The organism is Kaistella antarctica (genome assembly GCF_900109615.1).
Classification (GTDB): Bacteria; Bacteroidota; Bacteroidia; order Flavobacteriales; family Weeksellaceae; genus Kaistella; species Kaistella antarctica.
Genome location: NZ_FOIX01000003.1, coordinates 59748 through 83222 on the forward strand (window position 1 = coordinate 59748; position 23475 = coordinate 83222).

The 23475-nt window shown below is 36.3% G+C and carries 20 protein-coding genes; 10 read left to right on the forward strand and 10 right to left on the reverse strand.

The features are described 5' to 3' along the window. Window positions 1-42: 42 nt before the first annotated feature. The 3 genes from BMX49_RS08835 to pfkA form a co-directional block, all read right to left on the reverse strand. The gene (locus BMX49_RS08835; protein WP_375600475.1) at window positions 43-876 is read right to left on the reverse strand and encodes an oxygenase MpaB family protein; all 834 of its coding nucleotides are present in this window, start codon (window positions 874-876) and stop codon (window positions 43-45) included. A gap of 752 nt (window positions 877-1628) precedes the next feature. Next, window positions 1629-2633 carry a type I glyceraldehyde-3-phosphate dehydrogenase gene (gap, locus tag BMX49_RS08840; RefSeq protein WP_034719992.1) on the reverse strand — a complete coding sequence of 335 codons (1005 nt, stop codon included), beginning with the start codon at window positions 2631-2633 and terminating at the stop codon, window positions 1629-1631. Window positions 2634-2666: 33 nt separating this feature from the next. Continuing rightward, a complete protein-coding gene (gene pfkA, locus BMX49_RS08845; protein ID WP_034719993.1) occupies window positions 2667-3653 on the reverse strand; it encodes a 6-phosphofructokinase in 987 nt (328 codons plus the stop codon). A gap of 154 nt (window positions 3654-3807) precedes the next feature. Between pfkA and BMX49_RS08850 the strand changes: the two genes are divergently transcribed. The 5 genes from BMX49_RS08850 to BMX49_RS08870 all read left to right on the forward strand — a co-directional run bounded on the left by BMX49_RS08850 (window position 3808) and on the right by BMX49_RS08870 (window position 12267). Next, on the forward strand, window positions 3808-4164 hold the full coding sequence (locus BMX49_RS08850; protein ID WP_051803789.1) for a hypothetical protein: 357 nt from the start codon (window positions 3808-3810) through the stop codon (window positions 4162-4164). Between the two features lie 89 nt (window positions 4165-4253). Beyond that, window positions 4254-6638 (forward strand): TonB-dependent receptor, encoded by a 2385-nt coding sequence (locus tag BMX49_RS08855; RefSeq protein WP_051803791.1) that lies wholly within the window; start codon window positions 4254-4256, stop codon window positions 6636-6638. 12 nt (window positions 6639-6650) lie between these two features. Continuing rightward, entirely contained in the window at window positions 6651-7208 is a 558-nt protein-coding gene (locus BMX49_RS08860) for a hypothetical protein (RefSeq protein ID WP_034719995.1), read from the forward strand. A gap of 106 nt (window positions 7209-7314) precedes the next feature. Further along, window positions 7315-8649, forward strand: a complete 1335-nt coding sequence (locus BMX49_RS08865; RefSeq protein ID WP_034719996.1) for a trigger factor — start codon at window positions 7315-7317, stop codon at window positions 8647-8649. 195 nt (window positions 8650-8844) lie between these two features. After that, window positions 8845-12267, forward strand: coding sequence for a M16 family metallopeptidase (locus tag BMX49_RS08870; protein WP_081864371.1), 3423 nt, complete (start codon window positions 8845-8847; stop codon window positions 12265-12267). Window positions 12268-12450: 183 nt separating this feature from the next. Here the strand turns inward: BMX49_RS08870 and BMX49_RS08875 are convergent, their stop codons facing one another. The 3 genes from BMX49_RS08875 to BMX49_RS08885 are packed head-to-tail and all read right to left on the reverse strand — an operon-like array spanning window position 12451 to window position 14618. Beyond that, a complete protein-coding gene (locus BMX49_RS08875) occupies window positions 12451-13095 on the reverse strand; it encodes an MgtC/SapB family protein (protein WP_051803793.1) in 645 nt (214 codons plus the stop codon). Window positions 13096-13118: 23 nt separating this feature from the next. After that, window positions 13119-13703, reverse strand: a complete 585-nt coding sequence (locus BMX49_RS08880; RefSeq protein ID WP_034719997.1) for a DUF3109 family protein — start codon at window positions 13701-13703, stop codon at window positions 13119-13121. A gap of 9 nt (window positions 13704-13712) precedes the next feature. Beyond that, the gene (locus tag BMX49_RS08885; protein ID WP_034719999.1) at window positions 13713-14618 is read right to left on the reverse strand and encodes a DUF6427 family protein; all 906 of its coding nucleotides are present in this window, start codon (window positions 14616-14618) and stop codon (window positions 13713-13715) included. A gap of 42 nt (window positions 14619-14660) precedes the next feature. Between BMX49_RS08885 and BMX49_RS08890 the strand changes: the two genes are divergently transcribed. Beyond that, window positions 14661-14897, forward strand: a complete 237-nt coding sequence (locus tag BMX49_RS08890) for a hypothetical protein (RefSeq protein ID WP_034720003.1) — start codon at window positions 14661-14663, stop codon at window positions 14895-14897. 70 nt (window positions 14898-14967) lie between these two features. Here the strand turns inward: BMX49_RS08890 and BMX49_RS08895 are convergent, their stop codons facing one another. The 4 genes from BMX49_RS08895 to BMX49_RS08910 form a co-directional block, all read right to left on the reverse strand. After that, complete coding sequence (locus tag BMX49_RS08895; RefSeq protein ID WP_034720005.1) at window positions 14968-15405, reverse strand: universal stress protein; 438 nt, start codon at window positions 15403-15405, stop codon at window positions 14968-14970. Between the two features lie 58 nt (window positions 15406-15463). Beyond that, window positions 15464-16072, reverse strand: coding sequence for a fumarylacetoacetate hydrolase family protein (locus tag BMX49_RS08900; RefSeq protein ID WP_034720006.1), 609 nt, complete (start codon window positions 16070-16072; stop codon window positions 15464-15466). An 85-nt stretch (window positions 16073-16157) separates the two neighbouring features. Then, window positions 16158-16922 (reverse strand): 3'-5' exonuclease, encoded by a 765-nt coding sequence (locus BMX49_RS08905; protein WP_034720008.1) that lies wholly within the window; start codon window positions 16920-16922, stop codon window positions 16158-16160. Between the two features lie 14 nt (window positions 16923-16936). Beyond that, window positions 16937-17653: a CDP-alcohol phosphatidyltransferase family protein gene (locus BMX49_RS08910; RefSeq protein ID WP_034720011.1), complete on the reverse strand. Its 717-nt coding sequence runs from the start codon at window positions 17651-17653 to the stop codon at window positions 16937-16939. 117 nt (window positions 17654-17770) lie between these two features. On the opposite strand from BMX49_RS08910, the gene BMX49_RS08915 reads away from it, so the two are divergent. The 4 genes from BMX49_RS08915 to BMX49_RS08930 all read left to right on the forward strand — a co-directional run bounded on the left by BMX49_RS08915 (window position 17771) and on the right by BMX49_RS08930 (window position 23437). Continuing rightward, window positions 17771-19696 carry an LTA synthase family protein gene (locus tag BMX49_RS08915; RefSeq protein ID WP_034720013.1) on the forward strand — a complete coding sequence of 642 codons (1926 nt, stop codon included), beginning with the start codon at window positions 17771-17773 and terminating at the stop codon, window positions 19694-19696. A 141-nt stretch (window positions 19697-19837) separates the two neighbouring features. Continuing rightward, window positions 19838-20257: a DUF2147 domain-containing protein gene (locus BMX49_RS08920; RefSeq protein WP_034720014.1), complete on the forward strand. Its 420-nt coding sequence runs from the start codon at window positions 19838-19840 to the stop codon at window positions 20255-20257. A gap of 115 nt (window positions 20258-20372) precedes the next feature. Next, window positions 20373-21356 carry a pyruvate dehydrogenase complex E1 component subunit beta gene (locus tag BMX49_RS08925; RefSeq protein WP_034720017.1) on the forward strand — a complete coding sequence of 328 codons (984 nt, stop codon included), beginning with the start codon at window positions 20373-20375 and terminating at the stop codon, window positions 21354-21356. Window positions 21357-21451: 95 nt separating this feature from the next. Beyond that, window positions 21452-23437, forward strand: a complete 1986-nt coding sequence (locus BMX49_RS08930) for a KUP/HAK/KT family potassium transporter (RefSeq protein ID WP_034720019.1) — start codon at window positions 21452-21454, stop codon at window positions 23435-23437. Window positions 23438-23475: the final 38 nt, after the last annotated feature.

Below are 23475 nucleotides of genomic sequence, written 5' to 3' on the forward strand. Positions count from 1 at the left end.
CAAAACTTATTTTGATTATTTGTAAACAGACGAATCACTTTATCAATAATGAAAATCTTTCGGCGTATGTTCAATATAATCTGCCAAAACTTTTTTCTGTTGCTCACTTCCCATCTCTACCAATTTTTGATATTGGCTAGAATTGCGCAAATAAATTTTCTGAAAGATTTTATTTCCTCTAATCACAATTTTTGGAAAAACTAAAAAGGCTTTTGCTGGCTTTGGAATTTGAAGTCGCTTATTAATTTCCTCATCTAATAAAAACCAATTCATACTTTGATGCAAATTCTTCAACATTTTACGTTGGAAGGAACGTTTGTAAATCGTATTATCTAAATTTTCCTGCAGCAACGCTTTGGCCAGTTGAGCCGAATCATCATCGCCTTCATCCTGAATTGTAGTCCACCAATAAAATTGTTCAACAGCTTGCTGGCGGTTATTGGGTAAATAGTCCACAGGAATTCCCAGTAGATATCCAATATATTTCCACAGATGAAAGAGTCCTTTTTCTTCCTCGTCCGAAATGATAATTCCTAGTTTTTTTAAACCTTGCATAAATACCAAAGAGAATCCAGTATAGGTTGCAATCATATCCCAGGAATTAATCGGTTCGCCCCAATTCTCATAATCCCATTTTTCGGTTTTTTGTTTAATTTTTAAACGGGCGTACGAATGCATCAATCTGGTTCGCACCATCAATTGATAGGCTTCCGAATTTGGAGTTAAAGCATCTTCTCTTGTAACGTGTACCCAAAATTCTAAAGTGTCTTTCAAGCGTTTTACAGCACCTTTCTTTAAAGCTTCGGTGAAGATTAATGGTTTGCTGATATATGCGAAATCATAGCCGCCCATTAAGGTGAAATCGCGAAGAATCATTAATCCATTGGCGCCAGTTCTCATGCAAAATCTTGCGCCTTTGTTGGCTAAATCTTTATCAAACCAATGCGGAACTTCTTGAAGTTGAAGAAAGAGTTTTTTAACAATTTCAGGTGCGTCATCATTTTCGGAAATGGGTTGTGCTGAATATTTTTGAATCATTACACTCGCTTCCTTATAAGGGAGTTTTAGATACGTTTCTTTCACCACTTCATCACCCAACTCATCGACTTGATGGTAGAGTGGAGCGAACTTTTGAAAAGTATCAGAGTTTGGATTTATGTCTGCCCAATCCAGCAATTCTTTTCCGTTTCCACGTTCCCAGAAGTTTTTGAAATGAGTGGCGTTTTGGAATTTTGGTGTCATAGTTTATTAATCTCTATAAATATCTTGTGATTTTTAACGCAAGGAACGCAAAGGGTTTAAACATCATTCTTTTCAAATTACGTTCGCAAAGGCGCTTCGCTCAGCAATGGGAAACTTATTTAATTCATGAATTTAATCTGAATTTCACTTTATTAAGATACTCATTTCTTTTATCAATTTCTAAACCAATGTTCTTCGTATAGCTGCCTTGCAATAGGGATAGGAGTGGAAATCCTTTTTTTTGTAAAAAAAAGATTGCAACGGATAGCCCGACCCGAGCGGCTGGAAAAGCAAGGCGAGGGGATTGCCCAAAATATCGTACAAAAAACCTCCCGAAAATTCGAGAGGTTAATATTGCTCATTAGCTATTACTAATTGCTTATTTCCTATAGCGAAGCAGAATGTACCAACAAATCAGCTAATTTGTTAGAGTATCCCATTTCGTTGTCATACCATGAAACGATTTTCACGAATTGTGGAGACAACATGATTCCAGCGTCTTTATCGAATACTGAAGTTCTTTTTTCACCTACGAAATCCTGAGAAACTACCGCATCTTCCGTGTATCCTAAAATTCCTTTTAATTCACCTTCTGAAGCCGCTTTCATTGCTTGACAGATCTCTTCGTAAGAAGTTGGTTTTTCTAATCTTACGGTTAAGTCAACTACAGAAACGTCTGCTGTGGGTACTCTGAAAGACATTCCAGTTAATTTTCCGTTTAGGGAAGGAATTACTTTTCCGACTGCTTTTGCAGCACCTGTAGAAGAAGGGATGATGTTGTTCAAAGCAGAACGTCCACCTCTCCAGTCTTTCATTGATGGTCCGTCAACTGTTTTTTGAGTCGCAGTTGTTGCGTGAACAGTGGTCATTAAACCTTCAACAATTCCGAAGTTGTCGTGCATTACTTTTGCAATCGGCGCCAAACAGTTAGTGGTACAAGAAGCGTTAGAGAAAATGGTAACGTCGTCTGTCAATTCTTTATGGTTTACACCCATTACATACATTGGAGTATCATCTTTTGAGGGCGCTGAAAGAACAACTTTTTTTGCTCCAGCAGTGATGTGCGCTTGGGCAGTTTCTTTGGTTAAAAATAAACCGGTTGATTCTACGATATATTCTGCACCTACTTCATTCCATTTTAGGTTGCTAGGATCTCTTTCTGCAGTTACTCTAATTCTTTTTCCGTTGACGATAAGATCATTTCCTTCTACAGAAACCTCACCGTTAAATTGACCGTGTACTGAATCATACTTTAGCATGTAAGCCATATATTCAGCATTGATAAGGTCGTTGATTCCTACCACTTCGATGTTTTCTCTCTCGGTCATTGCTCTGAAAACAAGACGACCAATTCTACCGAATCCGTTGATTCCTACTTTGATTGTTGACATAATTTTTATTTTAAAATTAAATTTATTTTTAAATTAGATTGACAGAATTTCTGAAATTTTAAGTAAATCCTGATTGAGTTCATTGTGTTTTTTTACCGCTTCTTCTATTAAAGTGTAAACGATTGTGTTGGACTGCATTCCGACCATAACATTGGTTCTGCCTTCCATTAATCCAATCACTGCACTATATCCTAATCTGCTGGCTAAGACTCGATCTGCGCAACTTGGCGAGCCACCTCTTTGGATGTGACCTAAAACGGCCACGCGGATATCATAACTTGGAAAACCATTTTGGGTTGCTTTTGCAATATCGTAAATGCTTCCCAATTTCTCCCCTTCTGCGACAACTACGATACTTGAAGCTTTGCCAGCTTTCTCGGCTCTTTCGAACGTGGCAAAAAGTTCTTCAATACTGTCTTTTTTTTCTGGAATTAAAATACCGATTGCTCCTGTAGCTAAGCCACTGTTTAAAGCGATGAATCCCGCATCACGTCCCATTACTTCCACAAAAAATATTCTGTTGTGCGAAGTTGCAGTATCTCTGATTTTATCGATGGCTTCCATCGCGGTATTCAAAGCAGTGTCGTATCCAATCGTATTATCAGTACCGAAAATATCATTGTCAACCGTTGCTGGAACTCCAATAACGCTGATTCCGTATTCTTCGCAAAAAGTTTGGGCACCTTTGAAAGTTCCGTCTCCACCGATACAAACCATTCCATCGATTTCATGCTTGATACAATTGTCAAAAGCTTTTCTTCTTCCCGCGGCTGTTTTGAAATCCAGGGATCGGGCTGATTTTAGAATCGTACCTCCTGCGGTAATTATATTTTTAACGGATCGAGGTCCCATTCTGGTAAAGTCGTCATTGATTAGACCATTGAACCCCTCTCTTACTCCGTAACATTCTATTTTGTAGTGACTAGCTGTTCTTACGACCGCTCTCAAAGCTGCATTCATTCCGGGCGCATCTCCGCCTGACGTGAGAACCACAATCTTTTTCACTGCACTTTCTTCCATAGTTAAAAATTTCAGCACAAAATTACGAAATCTCTATCAATTATGTAAGGCTTTATGATATGAGATTTAATGGGTATTAGGATTTCCAGGAATAACGTCTTTTCATTAATAAAAGTTCATTTTGCTTTTGGTTTAAAATTCCTAAATTTGCAAAATGTTGAGGAACAGAGAAAGTCAGAAATTTTTAGCATCGCTTTTTGCAGCGGTCTATCTTTTCGTTGCTTTATTTTCTCAAAGTTTCCACGATCATGGAAGTGCAGAAGTTTTTAAAGATTTTCATTTTACAAAAGTTGAAAAAACGTTTAGTAATTCTTCCGAACTTGGTCATTACGCAGATTGTCTTTCCTGTCATATTTTGCATGAAGGAAAATATGCAGGTTCTCAGGAGTTTTCCTTTTCCGCTATTTCACTTAAAGGTTCTCACTTAGAAATTTTTACGAATGAAAAGGCCTTTGTCAAACTTTCACTCTTCAATTTTCATTTACGCGGTCCGCCTGCACTTTTCATTTAAAAACAGCTCTATTTTTTCGAAAGGAATATTAAAGAATTGATTTTCAGTTTTTAAAATATTCTTGTTTTTTATTCTTAAACTAAATATAAATGAAATTTACCTTAAATATCATCGCAATCTTATTTGGGTTGCTATTCACAAACGCACAAACAACGTTTACAGTCGAAGGAAAAGTGATTGATTTCCACGACAAAGTTCCTTTGAAAGAGGCCAAAATTACCATCGGAACATTAACTCAGATTTCAGATTCCAAAGGGAATTTTATTTTCAAAGCCGTTCCAAAAGGAAACTACACGCTTATCGCAAACCACCCAGATTGTGATGCCGTTACGGAAGATCTCAATGTTAATAAAGATTTAGAGATTACATTACAACTGGAACATCACATTGAAGAGATTGAAACCATTACGCTGCACGGAACGCATAAAAATGCTAATTCTTTAATCGTAAAATCGTTGGATAGAAGTGCAATTGACCGAAATTCGACGGAGAATTTAGGAAACATCTTATCCAGTATTTCGGGTGTTGGCGCTTTGAAAAGTGGAAATAACATCGCGAAACCTATTATACACGGACTGTACGGGAGTCGTGTTCCGATTATTAATAACGGCGTAAAAATGGCCGAACAGGAATGGGGCGTTGAACATGCGCCCAATATTGACGTTAACCAATTTGATCATATTGATGTGATTAAGGGAGCCTCAGCTTTAAAATATGGAAGTGACGCCATCGGCGGCGTGGTGGTTTTGGAACCTCACATTTTTAAAAGAAAAGATACCATTCAGGGAAGTGCTAATCTTTCAGGAATCTCAAATGGTCAAGGAATCGGACTTGGAATCAATTTATTAAAAACCTGGGAAAATGGTTGGGCCATAAAAACGACGGGTGGCTTTAAAAAATTAGGTGACCTGAAAACGCCTGATTACCATTTAATGAATACTGGTTTGCAAAATCAATCCTTCAGTTTTACGGTTCAGAATAACACTTTCTTACAGGGGATTTCTTTTGATTACAGCGTGACTGATTCTGAAATTGGAATTTACAGAGGTTCTGACTTAGGGAATTTAGAAGATTTTTATAAAGCTTTAACGTCGAATATTCCGATTTACCAACGAGACTTTTCTTACAAGATAAATAATCCGAAGCAAGATGTTCAGCATCATATCGCCAAGATTTCTGCTTTTAAAAGGTTTGAAAATCTGGGAAAACTGTCGTTCGATTATAACTTTCAATACAATCATAGAAATGAATACGATGTGAGAAGAGGCGAATTGGCGCAGATCCCATCTTTGGATTTGGAATTATTTACGAATCAAATGAATATCAATGATTTTATCGAGCGACAGTTCTGGAGTTTAGAAACAGGCATCGATTTAAAATACCAGTTTAATTATTCGACACCGGAGACGCAAGCCAGAAGATTGGTTCCAAATTATGATCAATATGCCGGCGGACTTTATTCTGTTTTCAAATATAAGTTGACCCCGAAGTTAAATGCAGAAGCTGGATTGAGATATGATGTTGCAAAATATGAAGTCAAGAAATGGTATGATTTAAGCGACTGGGAAAATCTGTACGCCGAAGACTTTTCTGAGTTCTATGTGAAAACTGACGGCAACCGCGTTTTTACCAAACCCCATTTAACTTTCAAGAATTTGTCATTTAATGCAGGAATAGATTATCAGCCTTCGAAAAATTTAGATATCAAATTGAATTATGCGAAAGTTGGAAGAACACCGAATGTTGCAGAACTTTTTGCAGATGGATTGCATCATTCTGCGGCGATTATTGAAGTTGGAAATATGGGCATTAAGAATGAAGATGGAAACCAATTCAATTTAAATATCGATGGAAAACTGAATATTCTTGATGGTCTAAGAGTGACTGTGAATCCTTATTTATTCGTCACTAAAAATTTCATTACTGAAGTTCCGACCGGAATTCAGAATACGATACGTGGCGTTTTCCCGGTGTGGTCTTATCAGCAAATCGATGCAAAAATGTATGGATTAGATGTTGACGCGCAGTTGAAATTGAATGACTATTTTGAATATCGAGGAAATTTCTCTTACATCAACGGTGAAGATCAAACCAACAATCAACCATTAATAATGATGGTTCCAACGAATTTTGCAAACAGTCTGGAATTCAAAAATGAAGAATGGAAAAATTTCTATTTTAAAGTTCAGCAGCAAACGTTCTTACAGCAAAAACGATTTCCCGTTTACAATCCAACCATTAATATTTTCGAAAACGGAGTAGAGGTTGAAAAGACTTTAGATCTTTCTACGCCGCCGCCGACTTATACTTTGTGGAGTGTACAAACTGGTTTCAACTTTAATAAACATTTTTCTGCAGGATTAAATGTGACCAATCTTTTTGATACCAATTACAAAGATTACCTAAACAGAATGCGCTATTTCTCTTACGAAACGGGCCGTAATATTATTTTCAATATTAAATATAACTTCTAAAATTCTTTAAAAATGAAATCATTAATTAACCTAAAATATATCTTCTTTTTATTAATTACTGTGTTTGCAATCAGCTGCAGCCGCGCTGATGAAGATGAAGATGTTCTTTCCCAAGAAGATATTTCAAATATTATTCTCAATGTTAAAGACGAGACAACGGGAATAACTCAAACGTACAATTACACCGTTAATTCAACAACAAATCCGGAAATTAAACTGACTGATGGAAAAATTTATACCGTCAATGCAGTTTTCTTGAATGGAAACGAAGATGAAACCGAAAGCATTAAAGAAGCGAAAGATGAACATTTCATCTTATTCAATTTTCAGAATTCCAATATTAATTTGGAAAGAATCGACGATGAGTCTTCGACCCGAACTGATGGAAACAAAGTGGGACTTTCAACAAATTGGACGGTCATCAAAGCCAAAAACGGAATAAATCCGCAATTGGTTCTAACCGTAATTCACGACCCTGTCTCGGTTAGTGAAGTAAAAAACGACAGCGAGTTCGGTTCTGTAATCGGTGGTGAAACCGATGCGATGGCGACTTATGGTATTTCTAATTAATTTCCAGTTAACTCAAAAAAAGTTAAGGAAAGTTAACTTTTTGATCCTTTAAAAATAATCAAAAAAAAATTGCTATTTTTGCAACCTAAATTTTCAATACATTACAATGAACGTTACAGCGACCAACCATGACGAAGTAAGTGCGTTACTTACCGTTACTTTAGATAAGTCAGATTACAAAGAGAAAGTTGAAAAACAACTAATCAACTATGCAAAAAATGCACAAGTTCCTGGATTTAGAAAAGGGAAAGTGCCATTGAGCATGGTAAGAAAGCAATATGAAGCAGGAATCGCTTTTGAAGAAATCAACAAACAGGTTTCTGAAGGTTTGAACAACTACGTGACTGAAAAGAAATTGAGATTGGTAGGTCAGCCGGTTCCACAACCAGTTGAGGAAATGGATCACAACGCAGAACAACTTTCAGTTGGATTCGAAGTTGGCTACGAGCCAGATTTCACTATTGATTTGGCAAAATATGAAGCACCTCATTATAAAGTAGAAGCTTCTGATAAAGAAATTAACCAGAGCATCGAAAATATGCAGAAGCGTTTCGCTGAGCAAGTTCCTCAGGAGGAAATCGGTGATGATACGACTGTCGCTGTAGAAATTACGCAAGTTGTTGAAGAAGGAGCAGAAGGTGAGCACAACCACGCGCCAAAGCAAATCAGTGTTGATATTGCTAAAAAAGTTGCTTTCGACTTGATTAAAGGTTTGAAAAAAGACGAGTCTTTGAAAGTATCTAAAGCAGATTTAGAGAAAAACGAAGAATTGGCGAAAGAATTAAGTTTCAGCAAAGAAGAAGTGGAGCAGTTACACCACGATCAAATCGAGGTTACGGTGAAAGAATTCTTCAAACTAAACTTAGCAGAACTAAACCAAGAACTTTTTGATAAAGTTTATGGCGAAGGAACCATCAAGACTGAAGAAGAATTGAAAGCGAAAGTAAAAGCTGAATTGGATGAATACTTCCAACAAAATGCTGATGTTCATTTCGTAAATAAAGTATTGGCTCAAATCAACGAGAAAGAAGAAGTGAAACTTCCTGAGACTTTCTTGATCAAATGGTTGGTTTTCAGCAATGAAAACGTGAAAACTGAAGAGCAAGCAAAAGAAATTTTAGAAACAGAAAAAAATCAGTTGAAATATCAAATCCTTGAAGGGAAATTGATGAACGACAACGAGATTACTTTGGACTACGCTGATGTTTTAGGACAAGCTGAGCAATTGGTAAGAAATCAATTGGCTATGTATGGAATTCACCATTTACCAGATGAAGAAGTACAGAAGTATGCTGCTGATATGTTGAAAGATCAAGAGCAAGTTCGACAGATTTCTTCGGAAGTTGGAATGGCAAAATTGAAAGATGTTATTTTAGAAAAAGCAACTAAGAAAGAAACCAAAATTTCTCACGATGAGTTTTTGGAAGAATTGAAAAAGTAGTTTTCTCTTTATAAATACAAAATCCGTTTCGTTTAATTACGAGACGGATTTTTTTATTCATTTAGGTTTTTCTTACGCAGAAGCGGAAATTTTAGACATATTATCATTATTAATTGTAACCTTTTAATAATATCAACGACTACTTAAGAACATTTTAAATAAATAATTTTATTTTTAGCCATTGAAAAAAATAATATGAAGAAAGTTTTATTAGGTTTTACCGTGTTGATGATGACATTGGGAACCACCTTCGCACAAAACATTCCGGTAGATCCCGCCGTTAGGACAGGAACGCTCGCCAATGGAATGAAGTACTACATCAAGAAAAATACGAAACCAGAAAAGAAAGTCGAATTTAGACTAGCGATCAACGTGGGTTCTATTTTAGAAGATGACAATCAGAGAGGTCTTGCTCACTTTATGGAGCATATGAACTTCAATGGAACAAAGAATTTTCCAGACAATAAACTCGTTGACTTTTTACAGTCAATCGGAGTTAAATTTGGTCAGCATTTAAATGCCTACACCAGTTTTGACGAAACGGTTTATATGTTGCCAGTTCCTTTGGACAAACCCGGAAATCTTGATGCAGGATTGAAGGTAATGGAAGATTGGGCTTTTAACGCCACTTTAAGCGATGCCGAAATCAATAAAGAAAGAGGCGTTGTTTTAGAAGAATTAAGAATCGGTTTGGGTCCAGATAAAAGAATGATGGATCAGTATTTACCGAAGTATTTATACAAATCTCATTACGCTGATCGTTTGCCGATCGGTAAAAAAGATATTCTGGAAAACTTTAAACCAGAGGTCATCCGTAAATTCCATAAAGATTGGTATCGTCCAAACTTAATGGCTTTGGTGGTTGTTGGAGATATTAATGTTGATGAGGTTGAAAAAAAGATCAAAGCCAACTTTAGTTCTTACAAAAACCCAACGAACGAAAGAGCAAGACAAAATTTTGACTTGCCCAATCACAAGGAAACTTTAGTAGCGATCGAAAGCGATCCAGATGCGACGAATTCTCGCGTGCAGTTCATCATGAAAGATGCTGGGAAAGCAGAACCAGATGTTACTATTCCTCAGTACAATGAAAGTATGGTGAAGAACCTTGCGGCTACGATGATTAATAATCGTTTGATGGAGATGGTGAACTCTAATAACCCACCTTTCACTTACGGAGTTGTTTATCATGGTGGAACTTATGCAAGAGGGAAAGAAGCGTTCCAAGGAATGGCTTTAACCAAAGATGGAAAACAATTAGATGGTTTAAAAGTTCTTTTAGAAGAAGTTGAAAGAGCCAGTAAATTTGGATTTACCGCAGTTGAATTGGAAAGAGCGAAAGCTCAGATCCTTTCAAATATGGAAAAAACGTATAACAATCGTGATAAAACAGAAAGTGATGCGTTGGTTGGTGAGTATGTAAAAAGTTTCTTAGAAAACGAACCGATTCCAGGAATCACATGGGAATACAATCAAGCGAAATCATTTTTACCTTCCATTAATTTAGCGCAAGTAAATGCGATTGTTAAAGGATATGTGAAAGATGACAGTCAAGTTATCGTGATTACAGGTCCGAAGAAAGATGGTTTAGTTCAGCCAACGGAAAGCCAAGTTTTAAAAGCAATGCAAGAAGTTAAATTGGCGAAACTGACTCCTTATGAAGAGAAAGCGAATATTGCTAATTTGTTGAAACCTTTCAAATCGACTGGTAAAATTGTTAAAACGGAAACTGATTCTAAATTAGGAACTACGACGTTAACTTTAAATAATGGCGTAAAAGTAACCTACAAGAAAACCGATTTCAAAGAAGACGAAATCGTATTCACTGGTAGAAGTTTAGGTGGAAGTTCATTGGTTTCTGATGCTGATTATGTAAAATCTCAATTCGTGTTTCCTGCTTTAGCAGAAGCCGGAGTTAATGGGTATTCGAAAACAGACATCGGTAATTATTTAGCTGGAAAACAAGTAACAGTTGCGCCTTTCATCGGAAATTTAACAGAAGGAGTAAATGGGAAAACAACCGCGAAAGATCTGGAAACCGCGATGGAATTGATTTATTCTTACTTCACAGGTTTGAACAATGATCCAGCGTCGTTTACAGCGTACAAAGACAAGCAATCTGCCATGACGGCGAATTTACTTTCTAATCCACAATTTTATTTTTCTAATGAATATTCGAAATTCTTACAGCAGAAAAATCCAAGGTTTACGAACGTTGTTCCGTTAACTGAAGATTGGGCAAAAGCTGATTACAAGAAAGCTTACGACATTTATAAAGAAAGATTCGCCAACGCTGGAAATTTCCATTTCTATTTTGTTGGAAATCTGGATGAAAATAAGTTGAAAGAATATGCAACTCAATATTTAGGAAGTCTTCCCTCAAAAGGAAAAGCGACCTCATTTAAAGACAATGGATATCGTGCGATGACCGGAAGCTTTAATAAAGTGTATAAAAAAGGAAAAGATCCGAAAAGTTTAGTGGTGATCAGCTACGCCGGGGAAGCGCCTTATTCTGAAAAAGAAAGTTTAGCGTTAAGCGCTTTAGGTGAAGTAGCAACCATTAAAGTAATTGAAAAATTACGTGAAGAAGAAAGCGGAATTTATGGTGGTGGCGCCAGAGGTGGAATGGTGAAAGTTCCTTATGGAATGTATCAGTTCAGTCTTCAGTTCCCATGTGGTCCAGAGAATGCTGACAAATTGACGAAAAGTGCAATTGCTGAACTTCAGAAATTTATTGATAAAGGTCCAGAACAAAAAGATCTTGACAAATTTAAAGAAGGAGAATTGAATGACGATAGAGGAAACCTGAAAGACAATGGTTATTGGTTATCCAATATTTCTAACTACCAACTAGAAGGTGGTGACCGTTATGAAATCTTAAATTACGATGCGAAATTAAAAGCGTTGACCGTTAAAGATCTTCAGGATGTTGCCAAGAAATATTTGTCTAAAGATAGAATTGTAGCGACCTTAATGCCAGAAGATGGTTGGGAAGCGAATGTGAAAAAAGAAGATGCTGCTCCAGCTGTTAAAGCTGCCGTTTCTCCTCAACAAGTAATCGATACTTATGTTGCTGCGATTGGTGGAAAAGCGAAATTAGAAGCGGTGAAATCTATTAAATCAAATTCTACCATGATGATGGGTGGAATGGAAATTAAAGTTTCTGAAAAGAAAATGGGCAACAAATCCAAAGCAACTCAAAGCGTGATGGGTCAAGAATCCATGACTGTTTTTGATGGTGAAAAAGGATATGCAATGCAAGGTGGCCAAAAAATGGATCTTCCAGCTGCGGCAACTGATAAAATGAAAACTGCAAAATTGTTTACCGCATTATCAATGGATGCTGCAGATTACACAAGCGTGGAAAAAGTTGCTGAAAACGGAAAGGATTTTTATGTTCTTACTGGGAAAGAAGGTAAATCTTATTTCGATACGCAGACAGGTTTGTTGATGAAGTCGACTACACCGCAAGGTGACATGACCATTACAGATTATATGACCGTTGATGGAATCAAAGTTCCCAAAGCGATGAAGATTTCTGCCATGGGACAAAATATCGATATGACCGTTACTGAATTCGTTTTGAACAAAGATGTTTCAGATGCTGACTTTAAATAATTAAAGTTTCTCATAAAAGAGAATCCGTCTCGCAGTAATGTGAGACGGATTTTTTTGGTTTAAATTCTAAACACTAATTGCACAAATATTCTACACCAATCACACAAATCTACACAGTGTTTTTCTTATTGAATTATAGTGACATTTGTGAAATCATTTGTGTCATCTGTGTTTAAAAAATAATTAATAATTAAACGATTCGATATTTTCATTATTAATGAGATACGATTCTAGGACTTCAATTTGTCGTGTTGTAATATGCAAATCCAGCGTGACCAATAAAACATCCTCTTTCTTCTCGAAAGCGATTTGATAAGCTACTTTGGATATTTTTTTAATGTCGGTGAGGATTGCTTTTTTTAAAGCGAAAGAATCTTGCGCAATGGTAAACTTTAAAATTTTATTGTGATGATAAGCCAAAAAATATTTCGTTAAGAGTTTCGCCACGTAAATAACGATCAACGCGGCAATCAGGAAAGTAAACGCAATATAAATTTCACCAAAACCAATTGACATTCCGATCGCGGCGGCAATCCAGATAATTCCTGCGGTAGTTAATCCATAAACACTGAACCCTTCTTTAAAAATAACTCCGGCTCCCAAGAATCCAATTCCACTTACAATGTAGGAAGCAACTCTGGTTGGGTCACCAGTTCCGGCTAATTTGTAGGAAATAATTGAAAATAGGGTAGAACCCAAACAGATGATCGTAATCGTTTTCAGACCTGCTGATTTATCTTTCATTTCGCGCTCGAAGCCCAGGATTAATCCCGCAATTAAAGAGATAATGGCTTTGTAAATATCTAAAACTTCAAAATGTTCCTGCATTTTTATTTAAAGGTATTAATTTTCTAAGAACCGTATTCCAGTTTATATTCGTCGGCAGCATCACATAAAGTTTGGTACCATTCTTCACCATATTTTCGGATAAGAGGCGTTTTCACGAATTTGTAAATCGGGACTTTCAATTCTTTTCCTAAAGCACAGGCATCGCTGCAGATTTCCCATTTGTGATAATTCAGGGCGGTAAAAGTTCTATACTCATCAACACGAATAGGATAGAGGTGACACGAAATTGGTTTTTGCCAATCTACTGCGCCATCTTCATAGGCTTTTTCAATACCGCATTTCGTAATTCCTTTTTCATCAAAGATTACATACGCGCATTCTTTGCCTTCCACCATTGGAGTTACGTAATCATTGTCATTAGGATCGCGAACCCAGGTTCCCTGCTCTTCAATTGCTTTAACGCCTTCAGGTCTAAGATAGGGTTTTACCTGATCGAAAATTCTTTCAAGGATCAAAGTCTCATTTTCATCTAAAGGTGCGCCCACGTCGCCCTCTACGCAGCAAGCGCCTTTGCATTTGCTGAGGTTACATACAAATTCTTCAGAAAAGATATCTTCAGAAATTAATTTATCGTCAATTTGAATCATGTCGTTGTATTAAAAAAAATTAAAATAAGTGGTCATCTTAAAAATAAATAGTGAAATAATGATCAGCCATAAACCAAATTCCTGCATCCAGTATTTTTTAGAAAACCGCAGCATTCGGCTGATGATAATGGAAGTGGGTAAAGCTAGTAAAAGTAAATATTCAAAAGTTTTCCCCATATAAAGTACAATTGTTATCAATTGAGCTAAAGAAAAAACCATTAAAAAAGTGTATTTGAATCTGCTGGTCGGACTTTTCTTATTATAGTTCCGGAAATGATCCATCACAGAATGAATCAATAAAACAGCAATCGGACTCAGCCACAAAAGATTATCTAAATGAGGCTGCGGCTTAAACCCGGTAAAAGGAAAATAAGCGGGATTCCAAGAATTCATAGCTAGGAAATAAGCAATCCCAAAGTAGGAGAGCACAATCAAAAGCATTCCGAAAAATAATCTGAAAACATGCAAGCCAATTCGGTCTGAAGTTCCGATAATATGAAAAATCACAAAAATAGACATTGGCCAGGTCGTCGGAAGAAAGATAAAGTTGAAAGCCAAAATGGAACCCACCAAAATGTAAGAAAAGTTTCGACTAGATACATTATCATTCGTCAGAAGCAAAAGAATAATTGAATTGGTGAAAAGCGAAACAGCAATGCCGATATCTAAATCACCAGGATAAAGAGCGAAAATAAAGGCGGTATATAAAAAAAGAGGCAAATGAGTCTGATAATTCAGAGCAATTGCACTAAAACAAAAATACCCTAAGGCCACACCAGCAAAAGTTATTGACGCTGAGATAACCTCTAAGCTGTTGAATTCTAAAAAGTTAAAGCTAATTACAATTAAAAGAAGAATCCCAATATACACCGGGACTGAAAATATGTTGCTTTCTTTTGAAAGTAATCGAAACATTTTTTATAAATTTGTGCAAAGTTAATTTAAAAAAGGAAAATAATGACGTCTTTCTGGTTATTCTTAAGTGATGTGTTTACGTGGTCTTTCGGTTTTTTTGAAGCCGCCGGAAACGTTGTAAACTGGGTTTTGTTTCTAATTGCCTCTGCTTTATTTACGTATTGGTGTTACATTTTGGTAACAACTTTAGGCGGTAATAAAGATAAGGAGTATTTTTCGCCAACAGAAGGTAATCATCCTTATTACGATCCGAAAATTTATGAGAAAGAAAGTAAATAATTGATAGCTGATTTACAATAAAAATCCCGAAATTTCTACAATTTCGGGATTTTGTGTATCTATAATTCAGTTAGTGAATTGGGATAACCAATACGGGAATCGGCGATCTTCGCGTCAACTCTTTGGTTAAACTGCCCACGAAAACATCGTACATATTGCTACGTCCGTGAGAACCCATTACGATATACCCAGCCGATTTTTCTTTGGCGTATTCTAAAATAACATCTCCTGCAATACCTTGTTTAAGCAAATGCTCACAATCTACACCTTGTGCGATAATGCGTTGCTCCAATGTGTTCAGCTGAACCAATTCATGTTTGATTTCGTTTTGCTCAATTTCAGGGAAATATTGAAAGCCCATATCGCCAATAGCGAAACCGATATCGGTCGGAGCTACGTGAATGAGGCATATTTTTCCGCTGATTTCCCTTGCGAATTTCAGTGCTCCTTGAACTAATTTTTCGGTCGCATCTTCCGAAAAATCTACAGGTAAAATAATATTTGTCATGATGTTTAATTTTGTTGATGAAAGTTACAATTATTAACTGAGACCGTCAAGAAAGCGTTTATTGAATTCTTAATTTAAAAACTTTTTGGTCTTCCAGATAGGCTTCCAATACGTCGTTTTCTGCAACTTTACCCACGCCTTTTGGCGTTCCTGTAAAAATTAAATCGCCGACTCGCAGCGTAAAGTACTGAGAAACAAATGTGATAATTTTCTCTGGCGTGAACAGCATTAAGGACGTATTTCCGTTTTGAACTTCCTGCTTATTTTTAAGTAAAGAGAAATTGATATTTTTCATGTCAAAATCTTCTTTTTTATAAAATTCTGAAACAACCGCGCTGCCATCAAAAGCTTTCGCTAATTCCCAAGGAAGACCTTTCGCTTTTAATTGGCTTTGTAAATCTCTCGCCGTAAAATCGATTCCTAAGCCAATTTCATCATAATGTTTATCGGCATTTTCTTCCTGAATATATTTTCCACCTTTAGATATTCTCAAAATCAATTCTAGTTCGTAATGGATATCACGGGAAAATTCCGGAATATAAAAATCACTTCCTTTTTTTAAAACTGCCGTATCAGGCTTCATAAAAATAACGGGACTTTCCGGAATTTCATTTCCTAATTCTTGAGCGTGTTCTGCGTAATTACGGCCTATGCAAATGATTTTCATTTTGGTAGTTTTAATTTTATTAAAGTAACCTTGTCAAGATCCAAAACCTTGACAAGGTTAAGTGAGCGTTTTTATTGATGGAGAATTAGAACTTACTTTTTAATTGAATTCCCGTCAAAACTTTCTTAGTATACAAAGGGAAATCAGCGTTCTGAATCCAGCCATAGTAACCCAAATCTTTCTGGAAAACTTCTTTCACTCTTTTACCTTTATATTTCCCGAAAGTGAAACATTCGTGATCTTCTTTATCAAAAGCGATAAATCCAGCTAAGTCCGCAAATTTATGGTGCGAAGAAATCTCACTTAAGCCAGCGATGTCGTTTGGCAAATCATCGTAATGTCCAACTTGTGCATCTAAAACTTCGAACGTCGCTAGAACATCCGCTTCTGCTGAATGGGCATTTTCTAAATCTTTTTTGCAATAAAATTGATAAGCTGCGGTCAAATTTCTCGGTTCCATTTTATGGAAAATGGTTTGGGCATCGACTAGTTTGAATTTGCCTAAATCGAAATCTAATCCTGCTCGTAATAATTCTTCAGCCAAAAGCGGAACATCAAAACGATTTGAATTAAATCCACCCAAGTCTGAACCCGAAATCATATCCAAAACTTTCGAGGCGATATCTTTGAAAGTTGGCGCGTCTTTTACTTTCTCATCCGTAATTCCGTGGATCGCAGAAGAGTCTGGTGGAATCGGCATTTCGGGATTCACCAACCAGGTTTTGCTTTCTCGGGAAGCATCAGGATTAACTTTTAAAATAGAAATTTCTACGATTCGGTCCTTCGCAACTTGAACGCCAGTGGTTTCTAAATCGAAGACACAGAGCGGTTTATGTAATTTTAAATTCATTTAATTTTATATTTTTATTTCGACAATTGTTTTTGAAAAACCACTGAAACCACCATATAGTACAACATCGCTAAGGGAATTCCGACCGTTTTAAAGATGATTAGAAGCAATATAACACCGATTAACAAAGCGACTTTCGGATAGTTATCTTTTAGCTCCATCGATTTGAATTTTAAGGAAATCATTTTAATCGGACTTACCAGAAGCCAGGATGAAACAATAGTAATCAATAGCAATATCAATGGATTTTCAAATAGAATTTTAAAACTTTCGGTTTCTAAAAAAGCGTAGTACAAACCGAAAAGGAGAATGGTGTTTGATGGCGTATTTAAGCCTTTAAAATAATAAGTTTGCTCATCATCTAAATTGAAAATGGCCAATCTTAAACATGAAAATAAAGTAACTAAAAGGCCAAGATATTTAATTTCAAAAGGAAGTTCCAGTCCCAACAACTGATTTCCGAATGGCTCTAAAGCTTTATACATTACAATTCCAGGCAGCAAACCGAAACTTACCATATCGGCCAGAGAATCCAGTTGAACACCGAGTTCAGAATTCGATTTCATGGCTCGTGCTATAAATCCATCAAAGAAATCCAAGATTAAAGAAATGACAATACAGATCGCAGTGGTTTGATAATCACCATTAATTAAATGGATAACTCCAATGCTTCCCGAGAATAAATTTCCCAGCGTGAAAGCGTTTGCCAAATTGTTTTTGATAAAGTTCATAAGGACAAAAGTAAGGTTTTTATTAAAATGAAGTCGAACGGTTTTCGAAGAGAATAGCTTATTTCTTAAAGTTCTAAAATATTGTAAATTTGCATCTCTAATTTGAACCAGTGATTAATGAAAGAATTTAGAATACAGGAAATTATTGCTTTGTTGTATCGGATATTCCTCGCCTTTTTTTTCTATCAAATTGCGCGATTGCTCTTTTGGATTTTCAATAAAAATTTAATTCCAATTGACAGTGTTTCAGAATATCTGAATTTGGCTTATCGTGGAATTGCCTTTGATACGACTGCGATTTTGTACGTGAATTCGCTTTTCATTTTGTTGAGTATTATTCCGATTGTGATTAATACGAAGAAAGTTTATCAGAAATTTTTGTTTTATCTCTACTTCATTATCAACGGGATTTCGTACGGAATGAATTTCGGCGATTTTGTTTATTTCAAATTTTCACAAGCTAGACTGACCACCGCTGCCATGAACGTGGCACAACATGAAAGCAATATTGGCAAAGTGTTTATTACTTCTGTTATGGAACATCCTTTTGTGATTGTTTCTTTTGTAGGTTTAATGATATTGTGGATTTTTCTTTATTTAAAAGTTCGCGTTCAATTTAAAAAGCCCGTAAAATTAATTCCTTACTTTATTTTTTCGATCTTAACTTTATGTTTGACTGCCTTACTCGTTGTAGGTGGAATTCGCGGAGATTTCAAACATTCAACACGTCCAATTAATTTGGTTGATGCGAATCGGCATGTGACCAAACCGGCTCAAGCGAATGTGGTGCTGAACAGTGTCTTTTCATTTTTCAGAACTTTGAATACCAATAATTTTCAGGAAGTTCATTTTGTGGAGGAAAAGTTCATTGATGAAAACCTTCATCCTTATAAATTATACAATCGCGACGAAGTTGAGCCGAAACCAAACGTGGTTATTTTTATCCTAGAAAGTTTTGGAAAAGAATATTCGGGTGCTTTTAATAAAGATTCTAAAATTAAAAACTTCGTTTCATACACGCCATTCTTTGATAGTTTAGCCACGAAAAGTTTAATTGCGACCAATGCTTATGCGAATGGCAGACAGTCTATTCACGGCATGAGTTCTATTTTAGCAGGTATTCCAACCTTGAAAGATGCTTTTACGAGTTCGCCTTTTTCTAATCAGAAAATTCAGTCGATTGTTTCGGTTTCGAATGATATGGGTTACGATACGTCTTTCTTTCATGGCGCGCCAAATGGATCAATGGGTTTTTTAGGTTTCGGAAATATTTTAGGCTTTAAACATTATTACGGAAAAACAGAATTTAATAACGACGCCGAGTTCGATGGAATTTGGGGAATATGGGATGAACCCTTCTTCCAATATTTTGCGAAAACATTGGATACCAAAAAGTCTCCTTTTATGGCAACTTTATTTTCTGTTTCTTCTCACCATCCCTTTATAATTCCAGAAAAGTATCAAGGTAAATTTAAAAAAGGACCACTTGAAATTCATGAACCGATTGGCTACACTGATTTTGCTTTGAAGCAATTTTTTAAAACAGCCGAGAAAATGCCTTGGTTTAAGAATACGATTTTTGTTTTTGTAGCTGATCACACTAATCAGGTTGGCTATCCAGAATATGAAAAGGCAGTGAATCGGTCTGCGATTCCGATTATGTTTTATTCACCTAATCCAAAATATCAATTAACTGGAGAAATTACAGAACCTGCTCAGCAAATAGATATTTATCCAACTTTAGCAGATTTAATGGGTTATAATAAAAAAATTAGAAGTTGGGGACGAAGTTTAGTGTCGGAAAAGAAAGAGGATTATATGATCATTAATTCCGATTCCATCAACGAACAATTTATGATTGGTAATTACATTTATTTATTTAATGGAAAAGAGGTGACGGCAATTTATAAAATTGATGATAAAGGGTTAGAACAAAACCTTATTAACAAAGTAAAAAACCCTGAAATCGAGAGGGGAATTCTTTTGAGCAAAGCTTGGTATCAAGATTATATGAACCGCGTGATCAATCGGCAATTACAATAAAATCAATTTTATACTTAAACTTTTGTTTAACTTTTAGTACTTTGGCAATACTTTTGTGTATTATGAAGTGAATAGTTAAATATTTGTTGTTTAACTTTTTTTAATTACTTTTATCAAACCAAAAATTAAAACAATTTTAAAATGAAAAAAATACTTTTCAGTTTCGTTGCCTTATTATTCGCAACACTTTCTTATGCCCAAATCGAAGGAAAATGGAAAACCATCGATGATGAAACGGGACAAGCTAAATCAATTGTAGAAATTACCAAAAAAGCAGATGGTAAATACTATGGTAAAGTGATTCAGCTTTTGATCAAACCTGCCAATGCCAATTGTACGGATTGTAAAGACGATCGGAAAAACAAACCAATCTTGGGAATGGAGGTTGTGCGTGGAATGAAGAAAGATGGTTCTGAATATTCCGGTGGAACAATCACTGACCCTAAAACTGGAAAAACTTACAAATGTAACATCAGCCGTGATGGCGATAAACTGAATGTAAGAGGTTATGTGGGATTTGCCTTAATCGGAAGAACACAGACTTGGCAAGCAGTTAAATAGTTTTTGACTATTAATTTATAACAAAGCATCTTTTCGGAGATGCTTTTTTAATGCAATGATGTGCCATAATTAGCGAAAAAATCTTTACTTTTGTACTTTAATTTTTTAATAAATCATGAAGGAATATACTTTTAGAGAGGTGATTGCACAGGCAATGAGTGAAGAAATGCGAAAAGACGAATCCATTTTCTTAATGGGCGAGGAGGTAGCAGAATACAATGGTGCCTACAAAGCTTCTAAAGGAATGCTGGATGAATTCGGAGCCAAAAGAGTAATCGATACTCCGATTGCGGAGCTGGGTTTTTCTGGAATCGCTATCGGTGCAGCCATGAACGGAAACAGGCCGATTGTAGAATATATGACTTTTAACTTCGCCTTAGTCGGAATCGATCAGATTATTAACAATGCTGCTAAGATCCGTCAAATGAGCGGTGGCCAATGGAATTGCCCGATTGTTTTTCGTGGTCCAACTGGGTCAGCCGGACAATTAGGAGCAACACACTCCCAAGCTTTAGAATCTTGGTTTGCGAACTGTCCAGGTTTGAAAGTAGTAGTTCCATCTAACCCTTATGATGCAAAAGGTTTATTGAAAAGTGCGATACAAGACAATGATCCTGTAATTTTCATGGAGTCTGAGCAAATGTATGGTGACAAAATGGAAATTCCAGAAGAGGAATATTATATCCCAATCGGGAAAGCCGACATTAAAAGAGAAGGTACTGATGTAACTTTGGTTTCCTTCGGTAAGATTATGAAGATGGCAATGCAAGCTGCCGAGGATTTAGAAAAAGAAGGAATTTCTGTAGAAGTAATTGATCTAAGAACCGTGCGTCCTTTAGATTATGATACCATTTTGAAATCCGTGAAAAAAACCAACAGATTGGTTATTCTGGAAGAGGCTTGGCCACTTGGTTCTATTTCAACTGAAATCACTTATATGGTTCAGCAAAAAGCATTTGATTATTTAGATGCACCAATTAAAAGAATCACCACGCCAGATGCTCCTGCGCCTTATTCAGCGCCACTCTTTGCCGAATGGTTCCCGAAATTAGAAAAAGTAAAAGAGGAAATTAAAAACGCCTTATACATCAAAGCATAATAGATAAAAACTCTCGAAAGGGAGTTTTTTCATTTATAAATACTTTCATAAAAAGTTCAATAATGATTTACCTTTGACAAAATTTTCTACAATTAATGTCACAGACTATTTCATCAAATTTTGATACCAAGAAACTCACCGCAGTAGGTGTTTTAGTTTCTCTGGGAATCGTTTTCGGCGATATCGGAACTTCGCCTCTGTACGTAATGAAAGCGATTGTGAACGCCCGACATGGAACTGGAAATTTACCGTTCGACGAATATATTGAAGGTGCTCTTTCTTGTATCATCTGGACTCTCACCATGCAAACCACCTTTAAATATGTGATCATTGCTTTGAGAGCTGACAATAAAGGGGAAGGCGGAATTTTATCATTATATTCATTGGTCAAAAAGCTCAAGAAAAAGTGGTTGTATGTAGTTGCGATTATTGGCGCCTCAACCTTGGTGGCAGATAGTATTATTACACCATCTTTAACAGTTATGTCCGCCGTAGAGGGGCTTAAGATATTTTCACCGAACACGCCAGTCGTTGCCATTACCATTGTGATCTTAGCAATTGTATTCATTGTTCAACAGTTTGGGACGGCCTCTATTGGTAAATTATTTGGACCCGTGATGGTCCTTTGGTTTTTGGTTTTAGGAATATTCGGATCTATCCATATTGTTGATCATTTCGAAATTTTAAAGGCTTTTAATCCCTACTACGCTTATCAATTGATTACGCATTCGCCAAGTGCGATTGTCATCATGGGCGCTGTGTTCCTTTGTACAACTGGGGCGGAAGCTCTATATTCTGATTTGGGACATTGTGGCAAACAGAATATCCGAGTCAGCTGGATTTTTGTGAAAGTGATGCTGATTTTAAATTATTTGGGTCAAGGTGCTTGGTTATTAGATAATCCTAATTCTGTTTCCCAAGGAGTCAATCCCATTTTCGGAATTATGCCGGAATGGGCAATTCTTCCCGGCGTTATTTTAGCCACAGCGGCTGCGATTATTGCGAGTCAGTCTGTGATTACAGGTTCCTTTACCATGTTTTCAGAAGCCATGTCGGTTACCTTTTGGCCGAATCAGCAAATCGATTATCCATCAGGAGTCAAAGGTCAGATGTACATTCCCAGAATCAACTGGGGCTTGATGTTCCTCTGTTTTATTGTCGTCATCTATTTCCAAAAGTCAGAAGCGATGGAAGCTGCCTATGGATTAACCATTACCATAACGATGTTAATGACCACGACATTATTGTTTTTCTGGCTGAGTAGAAACAAAGCAACCAAAGTTTTTGCCATCGGATTTGTAACCGTATACTTATTTATTGAATTAGGATTTTTCTACGCCAACGTGATTAAATTTTTCGATGGTGGTTGGCTAACAATGGTTTTGGGAGGATTTATCGCCGTGTGTATGTACGCTTGGTACAACGGAAGATTGATAAAAGCCAAGTTTATCAAATTTGTAAAGTTAGATAAATACGTTCCCGTTATTAAAGAATTAAAATTGGATGAAACAATCCCGAAATATGCGACCAATCTTGCTTTCTTAAGTCGCGCAAAAAGACCAGATGAAGTTGAAGCCAAGATTATCTACTCAATCATGCGGAAGCAACCGAAACGCGCGGATCATTATTTCATTCTTAATATCAGCAATCAAGAGGATCCCTACACTTTTAAATATACCATTGATGAAATTATGCCGGGAACCATTTATCGGATTAATTTTATGCTAGGATTTAAAATAGATCGCCGAATCAACGACTACTTTGATCAGGTTTTGGAAGACATGATGCAGGAGGGAAGCATTCCATCCCGCAGCAGTCACCCGTCACTACGTCATTATAATGTGCCGCCTGATTTGAAATATGTGATTATTGACAATACGTATATCAATGACACTTTGTTAACCGTTAAAGAAAAAATCACGCTCAATATTTATAATTTCGTTAAATATATTGGCAGTGATGACTTTAAAGCTTGGGGAATTTCTTCTCATAACGTGGTCGTAGAATCTGCGCCGCTGTTAGATCAAAAAATCATAACCAATAAAATTAAGCAGGTAGATTTCCATCGGTATGACTCTTAATGTACAAAGAACAGGAGGAATTCTGGCTAACTGACATT